This window comes from Microcoleus sp. S1D4 (assembly GCF_036700765.1).
In the GTDB taxonomy this organism is placed as follows: Bacteria; Cyanobacteriota; Cyanobacteriia; order Cyanobacteriales; family Microcoleaceae; genus Microcoleus.
In genome coordinates this window covers 473,100-498,324 of the sequence record NZ_JAUBPP010000001.1, presented here as the reverse complement: position 1 = coordinate 498,324, position 25,225 = coordinate 473,100, and the positions used below count along the sequence as shown (strand labels likewise).

At 46.7% G+C, this 25,225-nt stretch carries 15 protein-coding genes and 1 pseudogene; 10 read left to right on the top strand and 6 right to left on the bottom strand.

Annotation, left to right across the window (positions count from 1 at the left end; all coding sequences use genetic code 11):
• Positions 1 to 2 precede the first annotated feature (2 nt).
• Together QT998_RS01975 and QT998_RS01970 are read right to left on the bottom strand one after the other, a co-directional pair.
• Positions 3 to 854, bottom strand: coding sequence for a serine/threonine-protein kinase (locus QT998_RS01975; protein WP_333113319.1), 852 nt, complete (start codon positions 852 to 854; stop codon positions 3 to 5).
• Positions 847 to 1,299 (bottom strand): hypothetical protein, encoded by a 453-nt coding sequence (locus tag QT998_RS01970; RefSeq protein ID WP_333113322.1) that lies wholly within the window; start codon positions 1,297 to 1,299, stop codon positions 847 to 849. Before QT998_RS01970 ends, QT998_RS01975 begins: the two co-directional genes overlap by 8 nt.
• Positions 1,300 to 2,154: 855 nt before the next feature.
• Here QT998_RS01970 and QT998_RS01965 point away from each other — a divergent pair.
• From QT998_RS01965 to QT998_RS01955, 3 genes are all read left to right on the top strand, one after another.
• Positions 2,155 to 2,595 (top strand): peroxiredoxin, encoded by a 441-nt coding sequence (locus QT998_RS01965; RefSeq protein WP_333113323.1) that lies wholly within the window; start codon positions 2,155 to 2,157, stop codon positions 2,593 to 2,595.
• A gap of 267 nt (positions 2,596 to 2,862) precedes the next feature.
• On the top strand, positions 2,863 to 5,517 hold the full coding sequence (locus QT998_RS01960) for a C39 family peptidase (RefSeq protein ID WP_333113325.1): 2,655 nt from the start codon (positions 2,863 to 2,865) through the stop codon (positions 5,515 to 5,517).
• A gap of 640 nt (positions 5,518 to 6,157) precedes the next feature.
• Positions 6,158 to 10,609, top strand: coding sequence for a DUF4347 domain-containing protein (locus QT998_RS01955; protein WP_333113328.1), 4,452 nt, complete (start codon positions 6,158 to 6,160; stop codon positions 10,607 to 10,609).
• A gap of 228 nt (positions 10,610 to 10,837) precedes the next feature.
• Here the strand turns inward: QT998_RS01955 and QT998_RS01950 are convergent, their stop codons facing one another.
• From QT998_RS01950 to QT998_RS01935, 4 genes are all read right to left on the bottom strand, one after another.
• Entirely contained in the window at positions 10,838 to 11,740 is a 903-nt protein-coding gene (locus QT998_RS01950; RefSeq protein WP_333113331.1) for an XDD3 family exosortase-dependent surface protein, read from the bottom strand.
• Between the two features lie 583 nt (positions 11,741 to 12,323).
• Complete coding sequence (locus tag QT998_RS01945; RefSeq protein WP_333087755.1) at positions 12,324 to 12,761, bottom strand: secondary thiamine-phosphate synthase enzyme YjbQ; 438 nt, start codon at positions 12,759 to 12,761, stop codon at positions 12,324 to 12,326.
• 455 nt (positions 12,762 to 13,216) lie between these two features.
• Positions 13,217 to 13,345 carry a hypothetical protein gene (locus tag QT998_RS01940; protein ID WP_333087752.1) on the bottom strand — a complete coding sequence of 43 codons (129 nt, stop codon included), beginning with the start codon at positions 13,343 to 13,345 and terminating at the stop codon, positions 13,217 to 13,219.
• Positions 13,346 to 13,380: 35 nt separating this feature from the next.
• Positions 13,381 to 13,596 (bottom strand): hypothetical protein, encoded by a 216-nt coding sequence (locus tag QT998_RS01935; RefSeq protein ID WP_194011692.1) that lies wholly within the window; start codon positions 13,594 to 13,596, stop codon positions 13,381 to 13,383.
• 611 nt (positions 13,597 to 14,207) lie between these two features.
• Between QT998_RS01935 and QT998_RS01930 the strand changes: the two are divergent.
• The 7 genes and pseudogenes from QT998_RS01930 to QT998_RS01900 form a co-directional block, all read left to right on the top strand.
• Positions 14,208 to 15,734, top strand: a pseudogene (locus tag QT998_RS01930) (ferredoxin--nitrite reductase); the annotation flags it as partial.
• Positions 15,735 to 15,767: 33 nt separating this feature from the next.
• A complete protein-coding gene (locus QT998_RS01925; RefSeq protein WP_333087891.1) occupies positions 15,768 to 16,079 on the top strand; it encodes a 2Fe-2S iron-sulfur cluster-binding protein in 312 nt (103 codons plus the stop codon).
• A 59-nt stretch (positions 16,080 to 16,138) separates the two neighbouring features.
• A complete protein-coding gene (locus QT998_RS01920; RefSeq protein WP_333087750.1) occupies positions 16,139 to 17,461 on the top strand; it encodes a CmpA/NrtA family ABC transporter substrate-binding protein in 1,323 nt (440 codons plus the stop codon).
• Between the two features lie 151 nt (positions 17,462 to 17,612).
• Positions 17,613 to 18,482 carry a nitrate ABC transporter permease gene (gene ntrB, locus QT998_RS01915; RefSeq protein WP_194070878.1) on the top strand — a complete coding sequence of 290 codons (870 nt, stop codon included), beginning with the start codon at positions 17,613 to 17,615 and terminating at the stop codon, positions 18,480 to 18,482.
• Between the two features lie 161 nt (positions 18,483 to 18,643).
• Positions 18,644 to 20,668, top strand: a complete 2,025-nt coding sequence (locus QT998_RS01910; RefSeq protein WP_333087749.1) for an ABC transporter ATP-binding/substrate-binding protein — start codon at positions 18,644 to 18,646, stop codon at positions 20,666 to 20,668.
• Between the two features lie 103 nt (positions 20,669 to 20,771).
• On the top strand, positions 20,772 to 22,499 hold the full coding sequence (locus QT998_RS01905) for a nitrate ABC transporter ATP-binding protein (protein WP_333113339.1): 1,728 nt from the start codon (positions 20,772 to 20,774) through the stop codon (positions 22,497 to 22,499).
• 419 nt (positions 22,500 to 22,918) lie between these two features.
• On the top strand, positions 22,919 to 25,126 hold the full coding sequence (locus QT998_RS01900) for a molybdopterin oxidoreductase family protein (RefSeq protein WP_333087744.1): 2,208 nt from the start codon (positions 22,919 to 22,921) through the stop codon (positions 25,124 to 25,126).
• The last annotated feature ends 99 nt before the right edge of the window (positions 25,127 to 25,225 follow it).

The window sequence follows — 25,225 nt, the reverse complement described above, 5'->3', positions numbered from 1 at the left end:
GATTAGCGCCAGTCCAGCGCATTGTCGTCTATGTCAGCCAAGTCATTTATGATGTCAATGACTGATGCGTGTCGGTTTTCAGGCGAAACCTCAAGGCACTTTTTAATGGTCTTCCGCATTTTTTCTGGAATATGAGGAAGAAAACTTCGCCTGTCGGGGAAAGTTTGACTAAGGATGGCAGCCTGAAATTCATCGTCCGACGCAAATACCTGAAGTTGCCTCTCAAAATCTGCATTTCCGTTGCACATACGGTAAAGCGTAAGCCCTACTTGATAAATATCTGTTTGGCGGGTTAAATGCAAGTCTTCATCGAGAGCTTCTGGCACAAAATGCCCTGAATATATCATGTCTGGAAGCGCACTCCCATCGGGATGAGTGAATTTAGCTAAACCAAAATCAGATACAAGCGCTTCATCTCTATCTGAAAGCAGAATGTTGTCAGGCTTTATATCAAAATGAATCAGCCCTTTCGAGTGGATATTAGCTAAACCGCTCAGGAATTGAGTTGCGTACCGAATAATCTCGCGAACGGTCAAGAACTCAGCGTCCATACGCTTTTTCAGCGAACCCTTCGCATACAATGGCATTGCAATGTAAACAAAATCTTGATCTTGGCAAGCATAGTGAACTGGCACTACATTAGTGTGTCCGCTAAGATATAGAATCTTAGACTCTTGGAAGAACTTCTCTGGATCTAAATCAGTTCCGCTCTCTTGCTTCTTACTGATCTGTTTCACAACGATGACAGCATCCAAATGCTTATCCGTAGCCTTGAATACTTGCGAATTGCGCCCTTCTTGTCCGATTTCCTCTTCGAGGTGGAAGCAGACTTCCGCAAATTGGTAATTAAGCATTTATTGCTCCAACCGCGCAAAGGACAGCCTCGCGTTGTATTTCCGTGTACGATCGCCACTTCTCATATGGTTCAATAACCAATTCTCCTGAAACGTATTTCTTTGCATCGGCGTATGGTATGTCTGTTAATTTAGCCAAAGATACTAATCGGGCGATGGAGTATCTCGCAAGATGGCTGCTCGCGAAAGCCTCTTGAATGACTGCCTCGACTTGAAGCCTCTCAACACTAATTTGCTTTGCCGTTGATTCAGCAACACGTATGACAGCCTTCTTGATATTATATTCGTGTAGAATATCCAGAACGGTATTCCGAACGTATTTTAGCTTTTCGGGTACTTCCAAAGCGTTTGGGATCTTGAGAACCTCAAGATTGATGATGTTACCTTCATCTTGAATCGCATAAGTGACTTTGGCAGGTTCGACTCTAAAACCGATAGTTCTCATAACTTGTTTCCCTCATAAATAAATGCAAAACGTTCGACTTGATTGCGAAACAAGTGTAATAGAATTCCTCCAAGTCGTTTTCATTATATTACGATGAAAACATATGACGCAAGCCGCCGATTTGCATCTGAGCAGGATTATTATGTATATGATTTTCGGAAACACTGCGCGCAACGGGCTAACTTCTTTTTAGAGAGAATTTTTTCTCAGAGCTATCCCAAAATAGGTGGATAGGTAGATTTTTTCTTGCGATCCTCCCAAATCAGGTGGATCTGAGGAAAGCTTCTTCATAATACACCGATCGAGGTGGATCTAAGGAAAATTTCCACATATCTTCAGATGTGTACCGTTAGCACTACGAGTATTATTAGACACATACTTTGTTGTGACTGCATGGTGATGGAACCTCGCCCCAAAAAGCTCTTAGATCAACTGCGTGAAGTGATCAGGCTCAAGCATTATGCTTACCGGACGGAAGAAACGGCGTTGCAGAATAGGGGTATGATTTATAAAAATTTAGAGCGATCATTCGGCGTTCGAGCGATGGTTTTATATCTGCATTCAGCAACACCATAAACCCAATATTCAGCACTTTTTCGGATAATCACAGTGTAGAAATCAATCATATTTTGTTTGGTAAACTAATTTTAATTTAGTCGAAAAATCTTAAGTACACACCGATAATTTAACACGCGATCGCCCGCAAGTCAATACCGAAAATAACCCAGCCGAACTATTTGAAAGCGCGAATTTTCCCTTTCCCGCACTCAATCCCGAATCTCCCATTCAAAAGATTGACGCTAGTAGCCCAAAATGAATTAAAATACATTTATAAATTCCAAGAGAAACACAACTATGACATTACCAGTAGGGTGCGCGGCTCCTCAATTCAGCGCCAAAGACACAAACGGCAAAACAGTCTCCCTCTCCGACTTCACCGGTAAAACCGTAATCTTGTATTTCTACCCCAAAGATGACACCCCCGGCTGCACCAGACAAGCCCAAAGCTTCAAAGCAGCTCATGAAGAATACAAGGGCAAAGATATAGTAGTTCTCGGTGTCAGCCGCGACAACGAAGAATCGCACCAAAAATTCACAGAAAAGTACGGTTTGCCTTTTCAACTATTAGCAGATGTTGATGGCGCAATTACCAAAGCTTACGATGTCGAGAAAGGCGATTATGCCAAGCGCGTCACCTTTGTTATCGACGGCACCGGCAAAATTATTCAGGTTTATGAAGGAGACAATCTGAAAGTTGACTCTCACGCTCAAGATATTCTTGTCACCATAGTTTAACGCCTGTTTTTAAACCCGGAGATCCCCCCTAACCCCCCTTCTTAAGGGGGGGACAAGAGTGTTCCTGCGTCCCTCTGATTAAGCCTAGATAAGAGTTAACTCCAAGTCTCTCTGATTAAGCCTAGATAAGAGTTAACTCAAAGTCCCTCTGATTAAGCCTAGATAAGAGTTAACTCCAAGTCCCCCTTCTTAAGGGGGATTTAGGGGGATCGAGGCTCGGCTACAAGCGAGGTATACAGACGATCGACATCGCTCAAGGAGATTTAAATGACAAATAGTACCAGTATTTTGAGTTACTTAGGCCCACAAGAAGTTGAGGCAAATCTAGGTGCCGTCTTAGTGGGCAGTTTTGACAAAAATCAAGTGGCGGCGATTTCAGCAACAGAAGGCTCAAATGCCCTGAATGCTGAGATGAATTTATCTACGGGCATCTGGAACATCAGTTTAGAGAAAGGATTCGATAGCACTGGAACTCGCACTGTGCAGGTGAAGGCAACTAATAAGGCTGGTAAAGTTATCGGCGAACAAAAAATTAACATCAAAGTTAATCCTGCTTCTAACTTACCCGATCGCTCTTTTACGTTAATTATTCTCCAATTTACCAGATTCAAAGCCGGAACATTGCCTAGTAGCAGTCTCAACGATCAACAAAAAGCGGACGTACCAGCCGGAACAACTTATCAAATTACCGACTACGAGTTAGAAGACGGACACCTAAATGTTCAACTAAGGAATCCCATCAATCCGGTGGGGAAGTCCGGCTTTTTTTACGAAAAGCACGCAATCATCACAAACGGCGCAAAAATCATGATATTCGATCGCGCCGAATTACCCACCCCGCCGCCTGGAATGATGTTGCTGTGGGTAAACAAAAAAACCTGGTTAAAGCGCAATCCCGCAGATTCTGCTACTTTAGCAGAAAATCAGAAAGTCCGATTTTACCAGGGAGAAACTTTCAATATTCTCGGCTATGCTTGCGTAGACAATCATTTTCGTGTCACCCTAAATAACCAGATTCCCAACTTTGTCCAGTCAGGATTTTTGTACTCGCAACACGTCCAAATTTTGCAAAACGGGATAGGAATTCAGTGTGATAGAAATGCTGTGACGATGACTGTTATCAAAACTGCTGTGCTTAAAAAGCGGCCGGTCAATCCAGCAAGCCTGCAACCGCAAGAAAAAATTAATTTGCCGGCGGGCATGATTTACGGAGTTGCAGGATTCTCTATAGAACAAGGTGATGTCAAAGTCTCGCTGACTGAAAATTTGCCTTCCTTTGGCAATACGGGTTTTATTTTTCCCGATTTCGTGCAATTCAGTCGCGGTGGTAAATCTTTCAATCCTGCCCCTAATTTAACTTATCAAGGGCCAACAGAAGTTTTGGTAAATCAGGCGATCGTCCTGCAGGGTACTTTTGACAAGCAGGAAGCGGTAAAAGTTGATGTAATAGCTGAAGATAAATTTCCGCTAACCGTTACGCTAAACCAACAAGCCGGCACTTGGCAAGTGAATATGCCTAAAGGATTTAGCGTAGCAGGAGCTCGTTGGCTGAGGTTGCGCGCAACTGACAGCAAACGCAATGTTACCGCCAGCCAAGTAATTTACATTACAGTTAGTTCCGATCCGCTGACTGTCGGAAAAGGTTTGACCTTAAAGATAGTTTCTGCTACTTTCTTTAAAGTAGCTCCGGTTGATTCTTCGCGACTAGAAAATCAGCAAAAAGTTTTTGTCAAAGCAGGTCAGATTTTTACGTTGAGCAAGTACGGATTTGTTGACGGGCATCTCAAGGTGGTGCTGGATTCGGCAATTTCGCCGATCGGCAGTTTTGGCTATTTTTACGAACCAGACGTTCAGTTAGCCAAAGGTACAAAAACCTTGAAGTTTGACCTCGCCGACGTACCCAACAACAGCGGGGGTGCGGAAGTGTTGGTAACTCAAACAACTGTGATTAAAAGCCAACCAGTAGATTCATCAAAACTGCCCGCCAATGGAGTTGCAGATTTAATTTTAGGTAGCACATACACCATCACTGGCTATGCGTGCGTTTTGGGTCATTTCCGAGTAACTCTCGCCGAATCTATTCCTGATTTCGGGAATGTCGGATTTATTTATTGGCAGTCCGTTAAAATCAAGAAAAACGGCAAAGAAGTTCCCTTTGACCCCGCTGCTTTGACAATGACAATGCTGCAACCAACGGTATTGAAAAAACGCCCGTTAGATGCTAGCCAACTAAGTGCTACTGAAAGAACTACACTGCCTTTAGGTAGAGTTTACGGCGTGGAAAGCTACGGTTTGGAAGGCAGTCACCTAAAAGTTTCCCTGACTGAAGAACTGCCGAATTTTGGCAATACAGGTTATGTTTTTCCGAGCTTTGTTCAGTTCAAACGGGGAGATAAAATTTTCGATCCAGTTCCGAACAATGTGGAATTGAACGTGCCGTATTTTTCGCAGCGGGACAATCCGCGCTTTGACTGGTCTACTTGCAATGTAACTGCGATCGCAATGGTATTTTATTACTACGGCGTTCGCTCTAAATGGGGCGGACAGTTGGAGGATGAGTTGTTGCAGTGGTGTTTCGACTATGCCGGCCAGGGTTCTCAAACCGATCACAACGTGCTGACGGCGCTGATTCAGGCTTACGGGTTTAAGACGAGTTTTAGTACGACTCGTACATGGGCGGATGTGCGATCGGAATTGTTGAATCGGCGGCCGGTAGTTTTAGCGGGAGATTTTACGGCGGCCGGTCACATTATCACTTTAATTGGCTACAATTCCCAGGGTTATATCGTGCAAGATCCTTGGGGAGATGCACTCACGGGCTACAGCAATACTGAGGGAAGAAAGTTGATGTATCCCTACAGTTACGTCAATCAAGTTGCTGGGCCTGATGGGAATGTTTGGGCGCATTTTATCTCTCGATAATCTTTTGATATCAATTCCGGTTGCACTCCTACATGATTGTTGATTGTTGACTGTTGACTTTTGACTGTTGACTGTTGACGAGCGGGTCGAAAAACTGAATGGTTTAGTGTTAACTGTTGACTCGATTTTATTATTCCGATACAACCGGAAACGATATGAGGTGCGATCGAGATTGCGACAGTCGATATGGCTAGGGTTGGCAGTGCATTTGTGTGAATTTAAGACTGAAACCCTCTAGATATATCGTTTGTACCGAAGTCTCGACCGCCCGCAATATTACTTAATATTGCGTTACGCCTTTCCCCATTTGGACAAAAACTTAATTATGGGAGAGGTCCAATCAAAAGTCGATGAGAAGTCGATGAGAACTCACTCAAGTTCTCAAATAGCCACCTGATTTAATAAAAATACGATAGAAAGTGCGATCGACCCGATTTGCATATCCCCTATTCTTTATAGGGGCAATCCCCCTGCGGTTGCCATCGTGGGCGGGGGGAGGCACTCTTGGCACTCCCAAGGTCGATCGAGGGACTATTGATAAATACATCTTTAGCAAATCTTTACAGAGTTTTCTGCAATAAACCGTTATGGTTGAGACTACAAATTTTCACTCTTTTTTAAACCAGGAATAGGTGGTGTGATGCGAAATTTTAATTGTCAAATTTTAGGAAATGCGATCGCCTTTATCGATCGCCTTGTTACAGATTATCAAAGTTTAATTGCCGGGGTAACACCGGGTACGGAAGTAGTGGTTTTGGATGGGGACAGGGATGCGATTGCACAAATTACCGAAATTTTAGCTCTTCGGACAAATATAGACAGCATTCACATTATTTCTCACGGCAGTCCGAGTAGCTTGCAATTGGGAAAAACTAGATTGTGTGCTGACAATCTGGAAGCTTATGCCGAGAAATTGCAGCAGTGGCGGAGTGCTTTAACTGTCGGTGCGGATATTCTGATTTACGGTTGCAATGTCGCATTGACATCCTTCACCTTCATCCAGCGCATCGCCCAACTCACAAATACCAACGTTGCCGCCTCCAAAAACCTCACCGGCAGTGCAGCAAAAGGTGGCGACTGGGAACTAGAAGTAACAACCGGGAAAATTGCAGCCTCTTTAGCATTTCGGCCCGAAGTTCTAGCAACATACAGCCACGTCCTTGCCACCTTCAGTGAAGCCAGAAACTATAGTGTACCAAATGCTGGAGACATTGATACGGGCGACCTTAATGGTGACGGTTTCCTCGACTTAGTAGTGACAGGTAAGCAGGATCGCTTCTTCCCAAGAGATATTTCCATATTGTTGGGGACGGGCACTACGGGCAGCTTTGCTACTCCTATCAGCTTACTTAAGCCAGCAGGTAAGGAGAATCCCACTGGCGTTGCAGTGGGCGACTTTAATGGAGACGGCAAACTCGATTTAGCTGTAGCGAATCGTAAGGATACACAAGGTAACGGCAATTTCGTTTCCATCCGGCTGGGGACAGGTACTGGCAGTTTTGGCGATCCTACCAACTTCGGTGAAAATATAGATCATGCTTCGATCGCAACCGGTGACTTTAATGGAGATGGCAAGTTAGATTTAGCCACAACTCCTGACCGCGATAACTTCATTTCAATACTTTTGGGAGACGGTACTGGTAGCTTTGGCAATCCCGTTAAGATTAACACACAAGCACGCAAGTATAGTGTTGCCACAGCCGACTTTAACGGCGACGGCAAACTCGATTTAGTCACGTCGAACTATGAAAATACTAATAACATCTCCGTTTTCTTAGGAGATGGTAAAGGCAACTTTAACTCCCCCGTTAACCTTAACTCCCCCGTTAACCTTGCCGCAGGGAGTGAGTTTCGCACTGTCGTTACAGGCGACTTTAATGGCGACGGCAAACTCGATATCGCCGCCAATAACAGCTTAGATCGATCTGTCTCTGTCTTTTTGGGAGATGGTACGGGTAATTTTGATACTGCTAACAACTTTAGTGTCACACCTTATCTATTTGGAGGTCCCGAATCTGTGGTTGCAGGGGATTTTAGTGGCGATGGCAAACTCGATTTAGCCACGTCTAACTACGTGCAGCAGGAACTTTCAGTCTTGTCAGGAGATGGTACGGGTAAATTTGGTACTCTCAGCAACTTTACGCTCCCGAAGGCCCCGAACACTGATGGTTATATTACTTTTGCGGTTGCGAGAGATTTTAATGCTGACGGTAAGTTGGATATAGCTACGGCTTCCGGTCAAACTGTCTCGATTCTACTGAATACATCGAATACAGTTAATTTCGGTGCGGCCACTTACAGCGGTGTGGAAGGAACAACAGATACAGTAGTTAATGTTCCCGTCAAAATCGCCGGCGGCACTCCCTTAAACGATGTAGTTGTGCCAATTCTCCTCGATCCCAGCAGCACTGCCACCGAAAATTCAGACTACACCTTTTCCCCTACTTCGATTACCTTCCCCGCAGGTGCAACAGGTGACGAACTCACCAAGAATGTTGCAGTTACTATCAAGCCTGACAATCTCTCTGAAGACCCCGAAACTGTAATTTTCAACTTTGGTACAATTACTGGTGGCATTGCGGGCTCCACAAAAACAACAACACTAACTATTTCAGACCAGGTTTCTGTTGCTTATGCCATTGCCACCGATACTGCCAGCATTGACGAAGGTAATAGCGGCAAAAAACCTCTAACTTTCACTGTGACTCGCAGCAACCTCACTAACGGGGCAAGTAGCGTCAAATATGCGATCGCCGGAACAGCTACCAACGGCAGCGATTATAACAATATCGGCGGCACTTCTGGGGCAAAAACTGCTACAGGCACGATTAATTTTGCGACTGGTGAAATATCAAAAACCATCACTCTGGATGTGTTGGGCGACACCATAGTTGAACCCGATGAAACTATTACCGTCACCCTGTCAGATCCCACAGGTATCGCAGCGGTAACACCGATAATTACCGCTGATACCGCCACCACCACTATTATTAACTACACTGCACCGACGTCAACACCAACACCAGAACCACCAACGCCAACGCCAATTCCAACGCCAATTCCAACGCCAACACCAGAACCACCAACACCACCAACGCCAACACCAGAACCACCAACGCCACCAACACCAGTCACGCCAACGCCAACGCCACCAACACCAGTCACGCCAACGCCAACACCAACGCCACCAACACCACCAACACCACCAACACTACCAACACCAGTCACACCAACGCCAACACCAACGCCACTAACACCACCAACACCACCACAACCACCAACACCACCAACACCGACCAATCGTCCTCCAGACGAGAATATTCGCCTGCGTTCTCGTTACACTCCTTTCGATATGGACATTCCTAACGTCTACATAGACCCGGATGGCGACCTACTCACCTACACACTAACCCTGCCTGATGGAAGCTTATTACAGAGCAATCCGAACAGCAGTTGGCTGGGATTCTCGTTTGACTCTGCCACAAACAGCATTAAGTTCACCGGAACTCCCCCAAGTAACTGGCAATCCTTCAACGCGAAATTAACAGCAATAGACCCTTATGGTGCGAGTTCCAGCCAGATAATCAAAGTAACGAAATCCCGAAACGGCCGGGTTATCGACGGTTACATTGCCGAGGCTACTGTTTTCTTAGATGTCAACAAAAACGGTGTCCTCGATGCCGGCGAACCATCCACTACTACTGACTCTAACGGTGAATTTAATCTCAATCTCCCCTTCGAGACTTTCAACAACAATCAAAACGGGGAAATTGACTCAGGTAAAGGCAATTTAGTTGCCATAGGTGGCACAGACACTGCCACCGGCTTACCCCTAGAAACACCAGTCACCGCACCGCCAGATGCTACTGTTGTCACCCTCTTAACCAGCTTAGTTGCCGACTTGACCGACAAAGGAATTGGACCAGCAGAAGCACAATTTTTAGTCAAAACTGCCCTTTCCATCCCCACTAATATTGACCTGACTAGCTTAGATCCCATAGCTGCCACTAACAACAGCGAACCGGGCGGAGTTGCCACTTTATCCGCAATGGTGAAAGTCCAAAATTTCATCACTCAAACTAGCGCTTTGATTGACGGTGCTTCTAGTGCATTAACTAGCGATATTGTCAAGGCTGTTGTCAGTTCAATTACGAGTCGAGTTCAATCCGGTACTGTTTTAAATCTGAGCAATGCAGCCGATTTAGAACCAATTATTCAGCAAGCAGCCACTAGAATCAAGCAAACTGACTCCAGTTTCAATAGTCAAAATTTTACCCAAATTACCTCGCAAGCTGCGACTGTAATGGCAACAGCCAATCAACGCATTGATGCCGCTGTCTCCAACCCAACAACTTCAATTCCTGAAGCAGTCGCCCGCGTCCAAAAAGTAACCTTGGGCCAAACTACTCAAGATTTCAAAGCTGTTGGTGCTGGAAGTAAGACAATTTCTCAGGTAGTGGCTGAGAATACTGGTGCTGCTTTAGATACCAAAATTGAAACTATAACAACACCTGGTGGGATTGCGACTCCTGTTGTCACCGGCGATGCTGAGTTAGGCAGCAATTCGCCCGACGCAATTATCGGTACAAATGGTGATGATATCCTGACTGGAAGCAGCGGAAATGATGTTTTGATGGGCATGAGGGGCAATGATTATCTCGACGGTACCTCTGGCAATGACTCTCTTTTCGGCGGCAAAGGTAACGATATTATGCTGGGTGGTAGCGGAAATGATGTTTTGTTTGGCAGCCGCGGTGCTGACATTTTGAATGGTGGTGACGGTAACGATATTCTGCTGGGAGGTAAGGGTGATGATTTGCTGACTGGCGGTTTGGGAAGTGATACTTTGACGGGAGGTAATGGCAATGATAAATTCTTGCTTTCTACCAATTCTGGGACTGATATTATTACTGACTTTGAAGTTGGTAAAGACTTATTAATCTTGGGTAACGGGCTAACTTTCTCGCAATTGTCAATTACTCAAGAAAATAGTTCAACTTTCATCCGTTTGTCGGCAACAGGTGAAATTTTAGCCTCTCTGAATGGGGTGACGGCAAGTGCGATTAATGCTGCCAATTTCAATTTAGCTTAGAGCATGAGGTTATACCAAATCCGGGGAAGACAACCCCTCGATTATCCATAACGGCGTAAGGTGCGGATCAACAAACAAATACCGCAGATGGCAAATATTACCCTGCGACGCACCCTACTACTTTCGCCACCAGGAGACCGACTGATTCATCAAAAATATCCAAAACCCGAATTCTGGAAGAACTCGGGGTTCTAAGTGCAATCTTAAGTGTGTTGTAAACTTTTAATTTCAGCTAATCTTGCCCTTAATTTTGCGTTTCGCCGCACCCATACCCAGAATCCCAAATCCGGCAAAAGTACCCAACCAAGTAGCAGGTTCGGGTACGGCTTCAGCAGAGCTTGCTTCAAAGGAGCTTTTAATGGCGATCGCATCATTAGCGCACTCGGCAAAAAAGTTAGCAATATAGCTCCCCGAAGGCATTGAGGATTTGTTAAAACTGAATCCGATTGTTTGAGAACCTACTGCATTAAATTGACCAAAATTCAGACCTAGTGCGGTCAAAGTGGCGGGAGTTAAAAAGTTAATTTCTCCTACTTTTGTACCTGTAGCAATTGAGTTGAGAACTGTCCAGTTTCCTGTTTGTTCAAAATAGGGGTCTGTGGCAGCTAAATCGCCCATTGATGGAGTACCGCCTTGAGATGCAACTACAGTGTTGAATTGATTTAAATTGCTAAAGCCGGAGTTCGTTTGGGTGACGTTTTTAGCGCTGACATTGCTGTAAACGCCTGTTGTCGCAACGCCTGAGTCGTTTCCCTCGGCAAAGCGGATACCAAATAAGCTGCCGTTTGCGTTAGCTGTGTTGAAGTTTTGACCGGAAAAATTGAAGAACAAATCGCCGTAGTTGATGTTGCCTCGGAGAGCAGCGCTGTCTGCATATCCCGCTAAACTTAGATTGGAGTTAATGGCGATGAAAGCTGTATCTGATGTTTCTTTGACAGCGATACCGTAAAATTCAAATTCGCCGCCGCCGATTTGCGGCCCTGTCACGCCGTCGCTGAAGGAATCGATCGCATAATTCCAACCGTTAGATAGCGTTGCTGCTGTAGCTTTTTGTGGCTGTATCGCGATAATTGCACAGAAAACAGCCACTGAGCAAGTGCTGTAAATACTGTTTTTATTAGTAGAATTCATAAAATTCTCCGGGGAATGAGTGATAAAAAATCAAGTCGATCGCTCGGGAGCATCTGTGTTTTGCTTGAATGCGTGGGAGATCCTATCGATCGCTTTTGTTTTAATGCGTGGGAGATTTTATCTATCGCACTCGCACAAAAAAATATTTTTACAAAGCCGGAGATGCTGCCGCCTCGTAGGGACTCTTTAATTTTTAGTAAATCACAGATTCCGGCAAATTTTATTAAAGTTTTGGTAAAGATTTTGTGATAGCAGATCGGTTTTGCATTTATAGTTCGAGCGTCCCCGAAGAGCGAGTACAATACGCGATCTGGGCTTCTCGCACGCTTAATAAAAAAAATGCTTTTTGCAAAACCGCTCTGCTCCCGATTTTGTGGGCGATCGCCTAATATCAACTACATTCACAAAAAACAGCTAATGCCCGTAATTAAACAGCAAAATTTCGCCACTACCAGCACATTGCTACCCAAACGCATCACCTACGCAGAGTTAGTCCATAAAATTGATTGAGGGATTGAGGGATTAATTGGTCAATATTTCATTCACTTGAAAACCGCTAGATGCAATTTAATTACACCACAACTTATTCGCCCATAATTTGAATACTTACACTTCTGTTTCGCGGCCCGTCTAAGTCAAAAAACAAAACAGATTGCCAAGTCCCCAGTGCTAATTTACCTTCTGCAACTGGAATTACTTCGCTGGTACTGAGCGTCATGGCCATCAGGTGAGAGTGAGCGTTGATCGGTTCGTCGGCTGGAACTATTCTTAAATGCAGGTCGTTGTGCAAGTATTTGTCACCGGGAGGCGCTAATTTTTGCAAGTATACTTTAATATCTGCTAGCAATCTTTCTTCATCTTCATTAATTGCCAAAGCTGTAGTAGTGTGTTTGGAAAAAACTATAACTTGTCCATTTTTCACGGCACTGCTATCAAGAAGCTGGACAATTTGAGGAGTGATGTTATAAATATTAAGACCTGATTCTGTGAGTATTTCGATTGTTTGATTGATGATTTTCATAGGTTGCCTATTATCTCTAGCCCAGTTTAATAATTATAATTAGGTTGGTAATGAGGACTTGAGTCCTCAAATTCCTCAAAGGTCGATCGCCCAAAATTATACCATTTATAAAAAATTGTTTCCTCAAGTTAAGAGGGCCCGCACGCACCATCCACCGCCCCTACTGACTGTTGACTGTTGACTGTTGACTGTTGACTGTTGACTGTTGACTGTTGACTGTGAATCGAACAACTGAAAATTGCACCGAGATAGGTGGTGACTTGTAAAAATCATTCATGAATTGCTCTCTGATTTATCACCTGACGATGCAGCCGGAAACGATCTTATATCGCGCCCGCTCGATTAACTGCACGAACCTTTTTTGTGTTATGGCAATCTACCGGAGATGATATTAGGGATTCATCGCTCCTCGACGCACCCTACTAATGATGTAAGTAAATCTAAAAATCTAAAATCTAAAATCTAAAATCTAAAATCGACTGACGGCGAGGAGCGATCGTTTTGAGAAAAGCCAAGAAACTGCCTGCAACATATCCGTAGCGAGCATCGCGGGTTCCTTGAGACTCTGGCGGTAGTTTCTGCACTTGAAGCGCTGCATCAATCAAATTGCTGAATGCTGTTAACCGATCGCCGACAATTCATTAACTATCTTGACTCTTCCCTTAAGCACGTAGCGCAGCAGTCGGTTGAGCGAATATATATCTTGCTCGTCGAGAGAGTCATCCAAAACAGCAGCCATCAAACCGTAGCGATCGGCCAATGTCAAACAGCCTGTATCGGTAACAGAGGCCAGTATTTCAGAAATAGCGCCGGGGATAAGTTGAATAAAAAGCATAAGACCTTCTCTGAATTCGATAGTTATATCATCTATCATTCTCCCAAAATCAACAGTGACGCTGACAGAGTAGAGAATGTGATTTTTTGACGCTAATTGTGCGATCGCGACGCATCTAATTGTGTGACTAGCGGCGTTTTAAGTATGCGATCGGCGTCACAACATTATTTTATTATTTGCCAATTTCCCTCTCTCCCCTCCCAAATCTAAAGATTTACAAAGATTTTTAGGCTCTGTGGGTGTCTTTACCGACTACTCATGTATAAAACGCATTGTCAGTATGCAAAATCTTCATAAAACTCAATATTTTGTAAAAATAGCTACGAATCTTTACGGTGGTGGGTTTTACATTTGTTCGTAACAAAGGCGCATCGAAACGCAGCGATCGAACAATCGGTAGCAACCATAACAACCATAAATAGGTTGGTGGCATTCGAGGCAGCGTCCAAAAAAGCTCAAGTATACAAAAGACCAACCATGCTTAAAAGAAATTCTATCGAGTAACTAAATATACAGTTTTAAATTCATACAGTCACTAAGGTTAGCAGGAAACACACTTTATGCTCCAAGTCAATACTTTTCCCGAACAAGCCAGCCGCGAGGGTAAACCAATGACCCAAACAGTAGAACCAAAAACCAGCCAGAACAAATTTGAAAAACTCAAATCCGAAAAAGATGGCTTAGCAGTCAAAGCCGAACTCGAACACTTCGCCCAAATCGGCTGGGAAGCAATGGACGAAATCGATCGCGACTACCGCCTCAAATGGTTCGGCATCTTCTTTCGGCCAGTAACTCCTGGGAAATTCATGATGCGGATGCGGTTGCCCAACGGCATCATTACCAGCAATCAAACCAGAACCATCGCAGAAATTGTACAGCGGTACGGCGACGACGGCAGCGCCGACATCACCACCAGACAAAACCTGCAACTGCGCGGAATTCGCATAGAAGATGTGCCCGACATCTTCAGCCGCCTCAAAGCAGTGGGGATGACCAGTGTTCAGTCCGGTATGGACAACGTTCGCAACATCACCGGTTCCCCAGTCGCAGGCTTGGATGCCGACGAACTGATAGATACGCGGGAACTGGCGAACCAAGTTCAAGACATGATTACCAACAGCGGCGAAGGCAACCCCGCGTTTTCCAATTTGCCGAGAAAGTTTAATATTGCGATCGCAGGCTGTCGCGACAACTCAGTCCACGCCGAAATCAACGACATCGCCTTCGTACCCGCTTACTTGGACGGCAACATCGGGTTTAATGTTTTAGTCGGCGGATTCTTCTCCGCCAAACGCTGCGAAGCTGCAATTCCCCTCAACGCTTGGGCAAGTCCCAGCGACGTTGTAGATTTGTGCAAAGCAATTTTAACTGTGTTTCGCGATCGAGGCCCGAGAGCAAACCGCCAAAAATCGCGCTTGATGTGGCTGATTGACGAACTCGGCATCGAACAATTCCGCGCCGTCGTCGAACAAGAATTAGGGCGCACATTGCTTCGGGCCGCCCTCAAAGATGAAATCATCTGGGACAAACGCGACCACATCGGCATCTACGACCAAAAACAAGCAGGACTCAAGTATGTAGGGCTGCACGTTCCCGTCGGACGGCTAACTGCATCGGATTTGTTCGATTTAGCCAGAATCGCCGAAGTCTACGGCAGTGGCGAGCTCAGGCTGACTGTCGAAGAAAACGTGATTGTGCCCAACGTTCCCGCATCGCGGATTGAGTCGCTGCTGAAAGAACCGCTGTTGCAGCGTTTTTCCATTGAGCCGGCACCCCTGACGCGAGCCTTACTTTCCTGCACCGGCTCCAAGTTTTGCAACTTCGCCCTCATTGAAACCAAAGCTCGCGCCGTCGCCATGATTGGGGAACTCGAAACCGAACTCTCCATTCCCAAATCGGTCAGAATTCACTGGACTGGTTGCCCCAATTCCTGCGGCCAACCCCAAGTAGCAGACATCGGTTTGATGGGGACAAAGGTTCGCAAGAACGGCAAAACCCTTGAAGGTGTAGACATTTACATGGGAGGGACGGTTGGCAAAGACGCTCATTTGGGTACTTGCGTCCAAAAAAGCATCCCTTGCGAAGACCTTAAACCGGTGCTGCATCAACTTTTAGTCGATAACTTCGGTGCTGTTCCCCATCAAGGAGATGTAGCTTCCCTCAACCGACAACTGCAACTGACGGTTGAGAGAGACGAAACGACACTCGCGGCGACCAAACCTCAGACATCTACTGTTATTTTCGCCCGATCGGGCAAAACAGTTGCTTGCACCGAAGATGAATTTATTCTCGACGTTGCCGAACGGGCAGGAGTCGAACTCGACAGCAGTTGTCGTTCGGGAACCTGCGGCACTTGCAAGCAGAAACTTCTAGAAGGCAAAACAGTTTACGACAGTCAACCAGACGCGGCTGCCGATTTAGAACCAGGGTTCATTTTAGCTTGCAGCGCGCGGGCGATCGGCCAAGTGTCGATCGACGCCTGATCTCACATCTGCCATCTCACATTCCAACGATCTCAAAGTACAACAAGAATTCAAGACAAATGAGCAACCTTTCCCGCAGAAAATTCATCATCACCGCCGGAGTCACAGCCGCCGGCACCCTGCTAGCCCACGGTTGCAGTTCCGGTTCCACCACATCTAGCGCAACTCCCGGCGGAACCTCACCCACCGCTGCCCCAGCAGTCAACATCAACCCCGCCGACGCCCCCGAAGTTACCGCAGCCAAACTCGGATTCATCGCGCTCACCGACGCAGCACCCTTAATCATCGCCCTAGAAAAAGGCTACTTTGCCAAATACGGCATGAAAGACGTGCAAATAACCAAACAAGCATCTTGGCCGGTGACGCGCGATAACCTAGAACTCGGTTCCGACAAAGGCGGCATTGACGGCGCGCACCTCCTATCCCCGATGGCTCACCAGATGACATTAGGCACAATTACCAAAGGCAATCAGCCAGTGCCAATGAACATTCTGGCGCGGTTAAATACTAACGGTCAAGGTATTTCCCTCGGCAAAAAATACCTTGATTTAAAAATAGGTACAGATAGCAAACCTTTTAAAGCAGCCCTCGCCAATCAGAAAGTTCCGATTGCTATGACATTTCCCGGAGGCACCCACGATTTGTGGATACGGTACTGGCTAGCAGCAGGCGGTATCAATCCAGATACAGATGTTTCCGTGATTCCCGTACCGCCGCCCCAGATGGTAGCTAACATGAAATCCGGCAGCATGGAAGCCTTTTGTGTAGGCGAACCTTGGAACGCTCAGCTAATTGCTCAAAAAGTAGGATACAGCGCCTTAATCACTGGAGAACTTTGGAAAGATCACCCAGAAAAAGCTTTAACTTTAAGAGCAGATTGGGTAGCCAAAAATCCCAAAGCTGCTAAAGCACTGACAATGGCTGTTCTCGAATCCCAGCAGTGGTGCGAAAAGCCAGAAAACAAAGAAGAGATGTGTCAAATCATCGGTAAAGATAGATGGTTAAAAGTTCCTGCAGCCGATATTGTCGCTCGCTCTAAAGGTCAAATTGACTACGGTACAGGTCGCGTTGAAGCTGCTAGTCCAGTGGCGATGAAATTCTGGGCTGATAATGCTTCGTATCCCTACAAGAGCCACGATGCTTGGTTCATCACTGAAAATATTCGCTGGGGTTATATGCCGGCTAATACCGATATCAAAGGAACCGTCGATAAAGTTAACCGCGAGGATATTTGGAAAGCCGCCGCCACAGCAATTGGTGTTCCTGCAGCCCAAATTCCTGCTACGACTTCTCGCGGTGTCGAAACATTCTTTGACGGCATCAAGTTTGACCCCGAAAAACCTGAAGAATATCTGAAGAGTCTGGCAATCAAGAAAGCATAATTAGTTGACTGTTGACTGTTGACTGTTGACTGATGACCAATTTTTAACTTTAGTAGTAAAGTTGGCTTTCTTGACTCAAACCACCCAGACACGGCGAACACTTCCAAGTATCTACAAATAATCGATTATTCACTAAGATACACTCAAAGATATGGCAACAAATCTCTCTGTTTCTAAAAGTAAAAATCCGGTAAATTTCGTTTTGGATTTGGTGCAAAAAAATCGCCGAAAAATCCTTCGACCTTTAGTTGCGATCGCAGTTTTGCTCACAATTTGGCAAATCCTTTGCCACGGTGATGGTTCCTCCTTGCCGGGCCCGGTTAAAGTTGTCAAAGAAACTTGGACTTTGATTATCGATCCCTTCTTCGACAACGGCGGTATCGACAAAGGTTTATTTTGGCAAATTTTAGCGAGTTTGCAGCGAGTGGCGATCGGCTTTACTTTATCAGCAATTCTCGGCATAAGTTTAGGGATATTGATCGGCACAAATCCTTTAATGTACGATGCTTTAGACCCGCTGTTTCAAGTATTTAGAACTATCCCGCCTCTAGCTTGGTTGCCGATCGCCCTGGCAGTATTTCAACAGTTCAATCCCTTTGAAGGTATGGGACTGAAAACCAACGAAGTAGCAGCACTTTTTGTAATCTTGGCTACAGCAATTTGGCCGATTATCATCAATACCACAGTAGGCGTTCAACAAATACCCCAAGACTACAGAAACGTCGCCCGCGTCTTGCGCCTACCGAACCGAAAATACTTCTGGAAAATCCTGATTCCATCTTCAGTTCCTTACATCTTCACAGGCTTGAGAATTGGTATCGGTTTGTCTTGGCTGGCGATCGTAGCGGCGGAAATGTTAGTCGGCGGTGTTGGCATCGGTTTCTTCATCTGGGACGCTTACAACAGTTCTAGACTAAGCTCCGTGATTCTAGCAGTGCTTTATGTAGGAATTGTCGGCTTGCTATTAGACAGAATAGTTGGTTTTATCGGTTCTAAAGTGGTTCCCGAAGAAAGCAAATAGGATTTGGTTAACAGTTAACAGTTAACAGTTGGCTGTTGACTGTTGACTAACATAAGGTAAGGTGCGCGACCCGACGCACCCGCAGCGCGAACAGGATCAGGTACAGGCGCACCCACTACATTGACTTAATCTACAAATTACAAACTAACCTAAAAAAAATCATGTCAGTATTTGTTGAAGTAGACCACGTTGACCGCGTATTTGATCTGCCAAATGGAGAGCAATACATCGCTCTTAAAAATATCGAACTTAAAATTAAAAAGGGAGAATTTATCTCCTTAATCGGACACTCTGGCTGCGGCAAATCTACACTGCTAAATATCATCGCTGGTCTCGACAGGGCAAGTCAGGGTGGGATTACTTTAGAAGGGCGTGAAGTCCGCGATCCAGGCCCGGATCGGATGGTGGTGTTTCAAAATTATTCGCTGCTTCCTTGGCTGACTGTTCGCGAAAATATCGCCCTCGCAGTGGATGAAATCTACAGCGGTAACACTCAAGAAGAGCGCGAATTAGTCATAGAACACCATATTAAATTAGTAGGACTCGGACAAGCTGCCAAAAAACGGCCTGGGGAAATTTCTGGGGGGATGAAACAAAGAGTTGCGATCGCCCGCGCCCTCGCGATTCGCCCGAAATTGCTGCTGTTAGACGAACCCTTTGGTGCTCTTGATGCTTTAACTCGTGGCGGTTTGCAAGACCAGTTGATGAAAATTTGCCAGGAAAGCAAAGTCACCAGCGTGATGGTAACTCACGACGTTGATGAGGCTTTGTTGTTGAGCGATCGCATTGTCATGCTTACCAACGGCCCGGAAGCGCAAATCGGACAAATCCTCGAAGTGGACATTCCCCGCCCCCGCAAGCGCATGGAAGTTGTCAACCATCCGAGTTACTACGCGCTACGCAACGAAATTGTTTACTTCCTCAACCAGCAAAAGCGCGTCAAACAACGCCGGGCCCAACAACAACTACCTGCGATCGCCCGCAACGGCCTGGAAAAAGTCAACCTCGACATCGGGTTTATTCCCCTCACCGACTGCGCGCCCTTAGTCGTAGCCAAAGAAAAAGGATTTTTCAAAGCCCACGGCTTAGAAGAAGTTACCCTCGTGCGCGAACCAAGCTGGAAAGCAATTGCTAAAGGCGTAGCCCAAGGACGGCTGGATGCGGCGCAAATGGTCGCAGGAATGCCGATCGCCATGTTGTTGGGATTGGACGGCGAAGCCCCGGTGCCAGTCTGTAGCGCCCTCACTCTGTCTCGCAACGGCAATTCGATTGTTTTGAGCAAACACCTCTACAAACAAGGTATTCGGACATTAGAGGATTTCAAAGCTGCGATCGCCAGCACCCCCGACAAAGCTCACACCTTGGGGACGGTACACTCCGCCTCCATGCACAATCTGCTGTTCCGCTACTGGCTGGCCGCCGGCGGCATCGACCCCGACCTTGACGTGGGCTTGACCGTGATTCCGCCCCCGCAGATGGTATCGAATTTAAAAGCAGGTAACATTGACGGCTACTGCGCCGGCGACCCCTGGAACAACCACGCAGTCAACGACGGTAGTGGTTTTGTCATCGCCCGTTCCCTCGATATTCTGCCCGGACACATCGAAAAAGTTCTCGGTGTTACCGAAGATTGGGCTCAGAAATATCCTCAAACCCACGTCGCCCTCGTCAAAGCGCTTTTGGAAGCCTGCGACTACTGCGACGATCGCCGCAACCGCGAAGAAGTGCTGGGGTTGATTTGTCAAGAACAATACATCGGCGCAGACTCCAAAAACATCCGCCCGGGATTCCTCGATCCGTACAACTGCGGCACCGAGGCGGAACCCCAAATGCTCTACAACTTCAACCAGTTCTACGTTGACCAAACCAATTGTCCAGACCGCCTAGAAATGGTGTGGGTGATGGCGCAGATGGCCCGCTGGGGTCTGATTCCGTTCCCGAAAAACTGGGTGGAAGTGGTCGATCGAGTGTTGCGGCCCGATGTCTTCGGTCAAGCAGTTCGCGAGTTGGGTTTGCCGGATATTTCGAGAGTTCGTCGGACGATCGAGCTATTTGACGGCACTGTCTTTAATCTAGACGACCCGATCGACTATCTCCAGAATGTCAAAATCAAGCGCGGCCTCCGCATTGAAGAAATCTTAATTGAACAAATAGGCAGTCAGTGTTCTATCAAAATCCCTGCATAACCAGTAAATAGGAAGAGGAAATGAGGAGTAAGAAATTAGGAAACAAGACTCCACATTTTCCGATTTCCACAACTCCCAAAATCCCTCTCAATCTAAAAGCTTCATGTCTAATCCTCAAAAAAACAAGCCAATTTCTGAAAATATGCAAACTCTAACAACTCCCGAAACTACTAATTTTCACACAGAAAAACCCGGTTTTTTAACGATAAAAAACGTATCCAAAGTCTACAAAAATCAGAAAGAACCTGACAAACCTTTTGTCATTCTCGACGGTGTAAACCTGACTGTTAATGAAGGCGAATTTATTTGTTTGATCGGTCACTCCGGCTGCGGCAAATCAACTTTGCTGAACATGATTGCGGGATTCAACGGGCCGACCAGCGGAGAAGTTGCTCTGGAAGGTTCGCCGATTACTGAACCCGGCCCCGATCGCATGGTGGTGTTTCAAAACTACTCCCTACTACCTTGGCTGACTGCTACTGAAAACATCCACCTCGGTGTTGAAAGTGTTTATGCTGACAAGTCCGCAGAGGAACACAATGCGATCGTCAAACAAAACTTAGAATTAGTGGGGCTGACCGAAGCTGCTAATAAAAGACCGGGCCAATTGTCCGGGGGGATGAAACAGCGGGTGGCGATCGCCCGAGCTCTAGCAACTCGCCCCAAACTATTGATTTTGGACGAACCTTTCGGAGCTCTAGATCCGATTACGCGGGAAGAATTGCAGGAAGAATTGCTCAAAATCTGGCGCGAGCACAAAATTACCGTCATCATGATCACTCACGATATTGATGAAGCTTTGTTTTTAGCCGATCGCATCGTGATGATGACCAACGGCCCCGCCGCTTCCATCGGCGAAGATATGCACATTCCCTTCAGCCGTCCCCGCAACCGGACTCGGGTAATGGAAGACCCCAGATATTACGAACTGCGGAACTTTGCTTTGGAGTTCCTGTTTTCTCGCTACGCCCACCACGAAGAAGATGAAGCAACGGAATCGGAAACAGAAACCGTCGCGATACCCCTGCCAGTACCTGCTGGCAAAAAGCCTGCAGTTGCTGACAAGCCAAGGCCAGAGGTATCTTTTATGCCTCACGCTACTGAACCCGTAGAAGCTTCACCGCTCAAAGGAGCTATCTTCGCAGTGTCGTGGTTGGCAGCAATGGCTACTTTAGCAGCAGTCAATATGTCTGCGGTTTCCAGTCAGCTAAAGCAAGCGAAACTAGGAGAAACTGCACTGCAAGCGCCGACTGTGGCCGCGGTTGTGAGTTCTCCCCCCAGCCCTGCGCCTGTTGCGGTTAGCCCTGCGCCTGTTGCGGTTAGCCCTGCGCCTGTGGCTGCGAGTCCTGCGCCTGTGGCTGCGAGTCCTGCGCCTGTGGCTGCGAGTCCTGCGCCTGTGGCTGCGAGTCCTGCGCCGATGATTGCGGTTAGCCCCGCGCCGATGATTGGGGTTAGCCCCGCGCCTGTCGCTAGTCCTGCGCCGATTGCTGCAAGCCCTGCGCCTGTTGCTGCGACTAACAGCACCGGATCGGGGATTTCTGACAAAGCGGAACTCGATACGATCGCAAACCAGTTATATGCAAAAATTGACCAAAATTGGAGGACAACTCCGACATTTACCGAAAGTTTGACTTATCGGGTCAAAGTGAAACAAAACGGCGATATCCTACAGTTCGATCCCACAAATCAAGCAGCTAAAGATTTTGTCAAAGAAACGCCTCTGCCGGTTTTGCAAACTCCAGCAGGTGTCGTCGCAGGCGATCGAACAACGGCTGAATTTCAAGTAAATTTTAGCCCCAGCGGCGTATTAGAAGTTAAAACAGCCAAGTAGGCGAAAGCTTCCCGCACGCAGCTCTTAGATTGCTATGAACAACCAAGTTAGTCGATTTTCGCATTCAAGATTTGAGCTTAAAAATTTATTTCACAGATAAATCTGGCAGCTTTAGCGGAAGTGTAAAATTTGGGATATCGAATCAGGACTGTCTGGTTTCCGTTTTTGGTAATTAGTGTATTCGCCCACTGTTTTACAGGGGAGTTATAAACTGTCATAAACTGGCTGCAAATAAGAGCGATCGCGAGTTTTAGTAAGACAGCGGTTAATTTTAAATCAGGGTATTTTCCGCTGCTGTGAAGCGTTTTTTGGGTAATTTTGTAATAATTGATACATTGTTGGGAACAATTTGTTCTGATTATAATGACAAATTACCTATTATCCATGAGCTTTCAAAAATTAGCATCTAAAATCACCAGATGGAAACTATAAAAACTCTTTGCCCTTACTGCGGTGTAGGTTGCGGTCTAGAAGTTGTTCCCGACAAAAAACAAAGTTGGAAAGTTCGAGGCGATCGCAATCACCCATCAAGTCACGGTATGGTTTGTATTAAGGGAGCAACGGTAGCAGAGTCCATTCGGAGCGATCGGCTACTTTATCCGATGATGCGAGACACTCTCGACCAACCCTTCCGCCGCGCTAGTTGGGACGAAGCTCTCGATGCCATTGTTAACCGCATCCAAACAATTCGCAGCACCACTGGCCCCGATGCTTTGTGCGTTTACGGTTCGGGTCAATTCGTAACAGAAGATTATTATGTTGCTCAGAAACTCATGAAAGGTTGTCTGGGTACAAATAATTTTGATGCGAATTCTCGCTTGTGTATGTCTTCAGCAGTTTCGGGATACGTTCAAAGCTTTGGTTCGGACGGGCCGCCTTGCTGTTACGACGATTTAGAATTAACAGATTGTGCTTTTATTGTCGGTAGCAATACAGCGGAATGCCATCCAATTGTGTTCAACCGCTTGGCCAAATATCACAAAAAAAATCCCAATGTCAAGATGATTGTGGTAGATCCGAGGCGGACTCCGACTGCTGAAGCGGCAGATTTGCACTTAGCAATTAAGCCCGGTACGGATATAGATTTGTTCAATGGAATTGCATATTTACTGTTGCGAAAACGGGCAATAGACCCTGAATTTATTCAAGACTGTACGGAAAATTTTTCAGCTTTTGCGGAAGTTATTAGCAGCTACACGCCGGATTTTGTCGCCTCGCGCTGCGGTATTAGTGTTAGCGATTTAGAAACGGCTGCCCGTTATTGGGAACAGTCGCAGCGGGTTTTGTCGCTGTGGTCGATGGGCATCAACCAGTCCTCCGAAGGTACGGCGAAGGTGCGATCGCTAATTAATTTGCACTTGATGACCGGTCAAATCGGCAAACCGGGATGCGGCCCGTTTTCCCTCACTGGCCAGCCAAACGCGATGGGAGGGCGGGAAGCCGGAGGACTCTCTCACCTACTCCCCGGTTACAGATTTGTGAAAAATGCCGAACACAGAACCCAAGTCGAGGAGTTTTGGGGAATTGCACCGGGAAGCATTTCCCCAAATCCCGGCCGCACTGCTTGGGAGATGATTTTGGGATTGGAAACTGGCGATGTTGAGTTGCTGTGGATTGCAGCTACTAATCCGGTAGTGAGTATGCCGGATTTGGAACGGACAAAGGCTGCTTTGCTGCGATCGCCCTTGACGATTTATCAAGAAGCTTATTATCCCACGGAAACCTCAGCCTACGCTCACATCCTGCTGCCGGCAACCCAGTGGAGCGAAAAAACCGGAGTGATGACAAATTCCGAACGCCGCGTTACTCTCGGCCCGGGTTTCGACATTCCTTTAGGGGAAGCGCGCGATGACTGGAGCATTTTTGCAGAAGTCGGCCGCCGCTTGGGTTTTGTCGAACATTTTGCTTTCGACAGCAGCGCTGATGTATATCAAGAGTTTGTGCAGTTGACAAGGGGCAGGCCTTGCGATGTAACTGGCCTGAGTCACGAATATTTGCGCCTCCAAGGCCCCCAGCAGTGGCCCTGTCCCGAAAACGAGCCTCCGCATCCAGCCAATGAAGCGAAACGGCTGTATACTGACAGGCGTTTTCACACCGACGACGGGCGGGCAAAATTTTCGGCTTATCACTCCCGGGGACTCGCTGAACCTCCAGATCCTAACTATCCGTTTGTGTTGACGACGGGGAGACTTTACGGACACTGGCACACGATGACGCGCACGGGTAGAACTGAGAAAATTAATCAATTGCACCCCGATCCGTTTTTGGAAATTCACCCGCGCGATGCTGCGAAATTGCAGATTAATGAGGGGGATTTGTTGGAAGTTCGATCGCGCCGCGGCAAGGCTCGGTTTCCGGCAAAAGTTACTAAGGCGATCGCCCCTGGTACGCTATTTGTACCGATGCACTGGGGTGCTCTGTGGGCCGAAGAAGCTGAAGCCAATGCTATGACTCATTCGGCAAGTTGTCCCGATTCCAAACAGCCAGAGTTAAAAGCTTGCGCGGTGCAATTGGTATTGGTGGGGGCGGAAACAGCAGCGCCGGCTGTGGCAGAAGTTGCCGCAGGGGTTGAGGAATTTAATTGGGCCAAATCCACTGTCGCCGTTACTTCTCTATCTGGCCTCTAACTTTGGGATTTGACATACTCACCTAGCCGGATCGATCTCATTACCTGGGTTTCGTCCCACAGACTCCGGCAAAATCGTAATTTTTTGTTAAGGAACCGG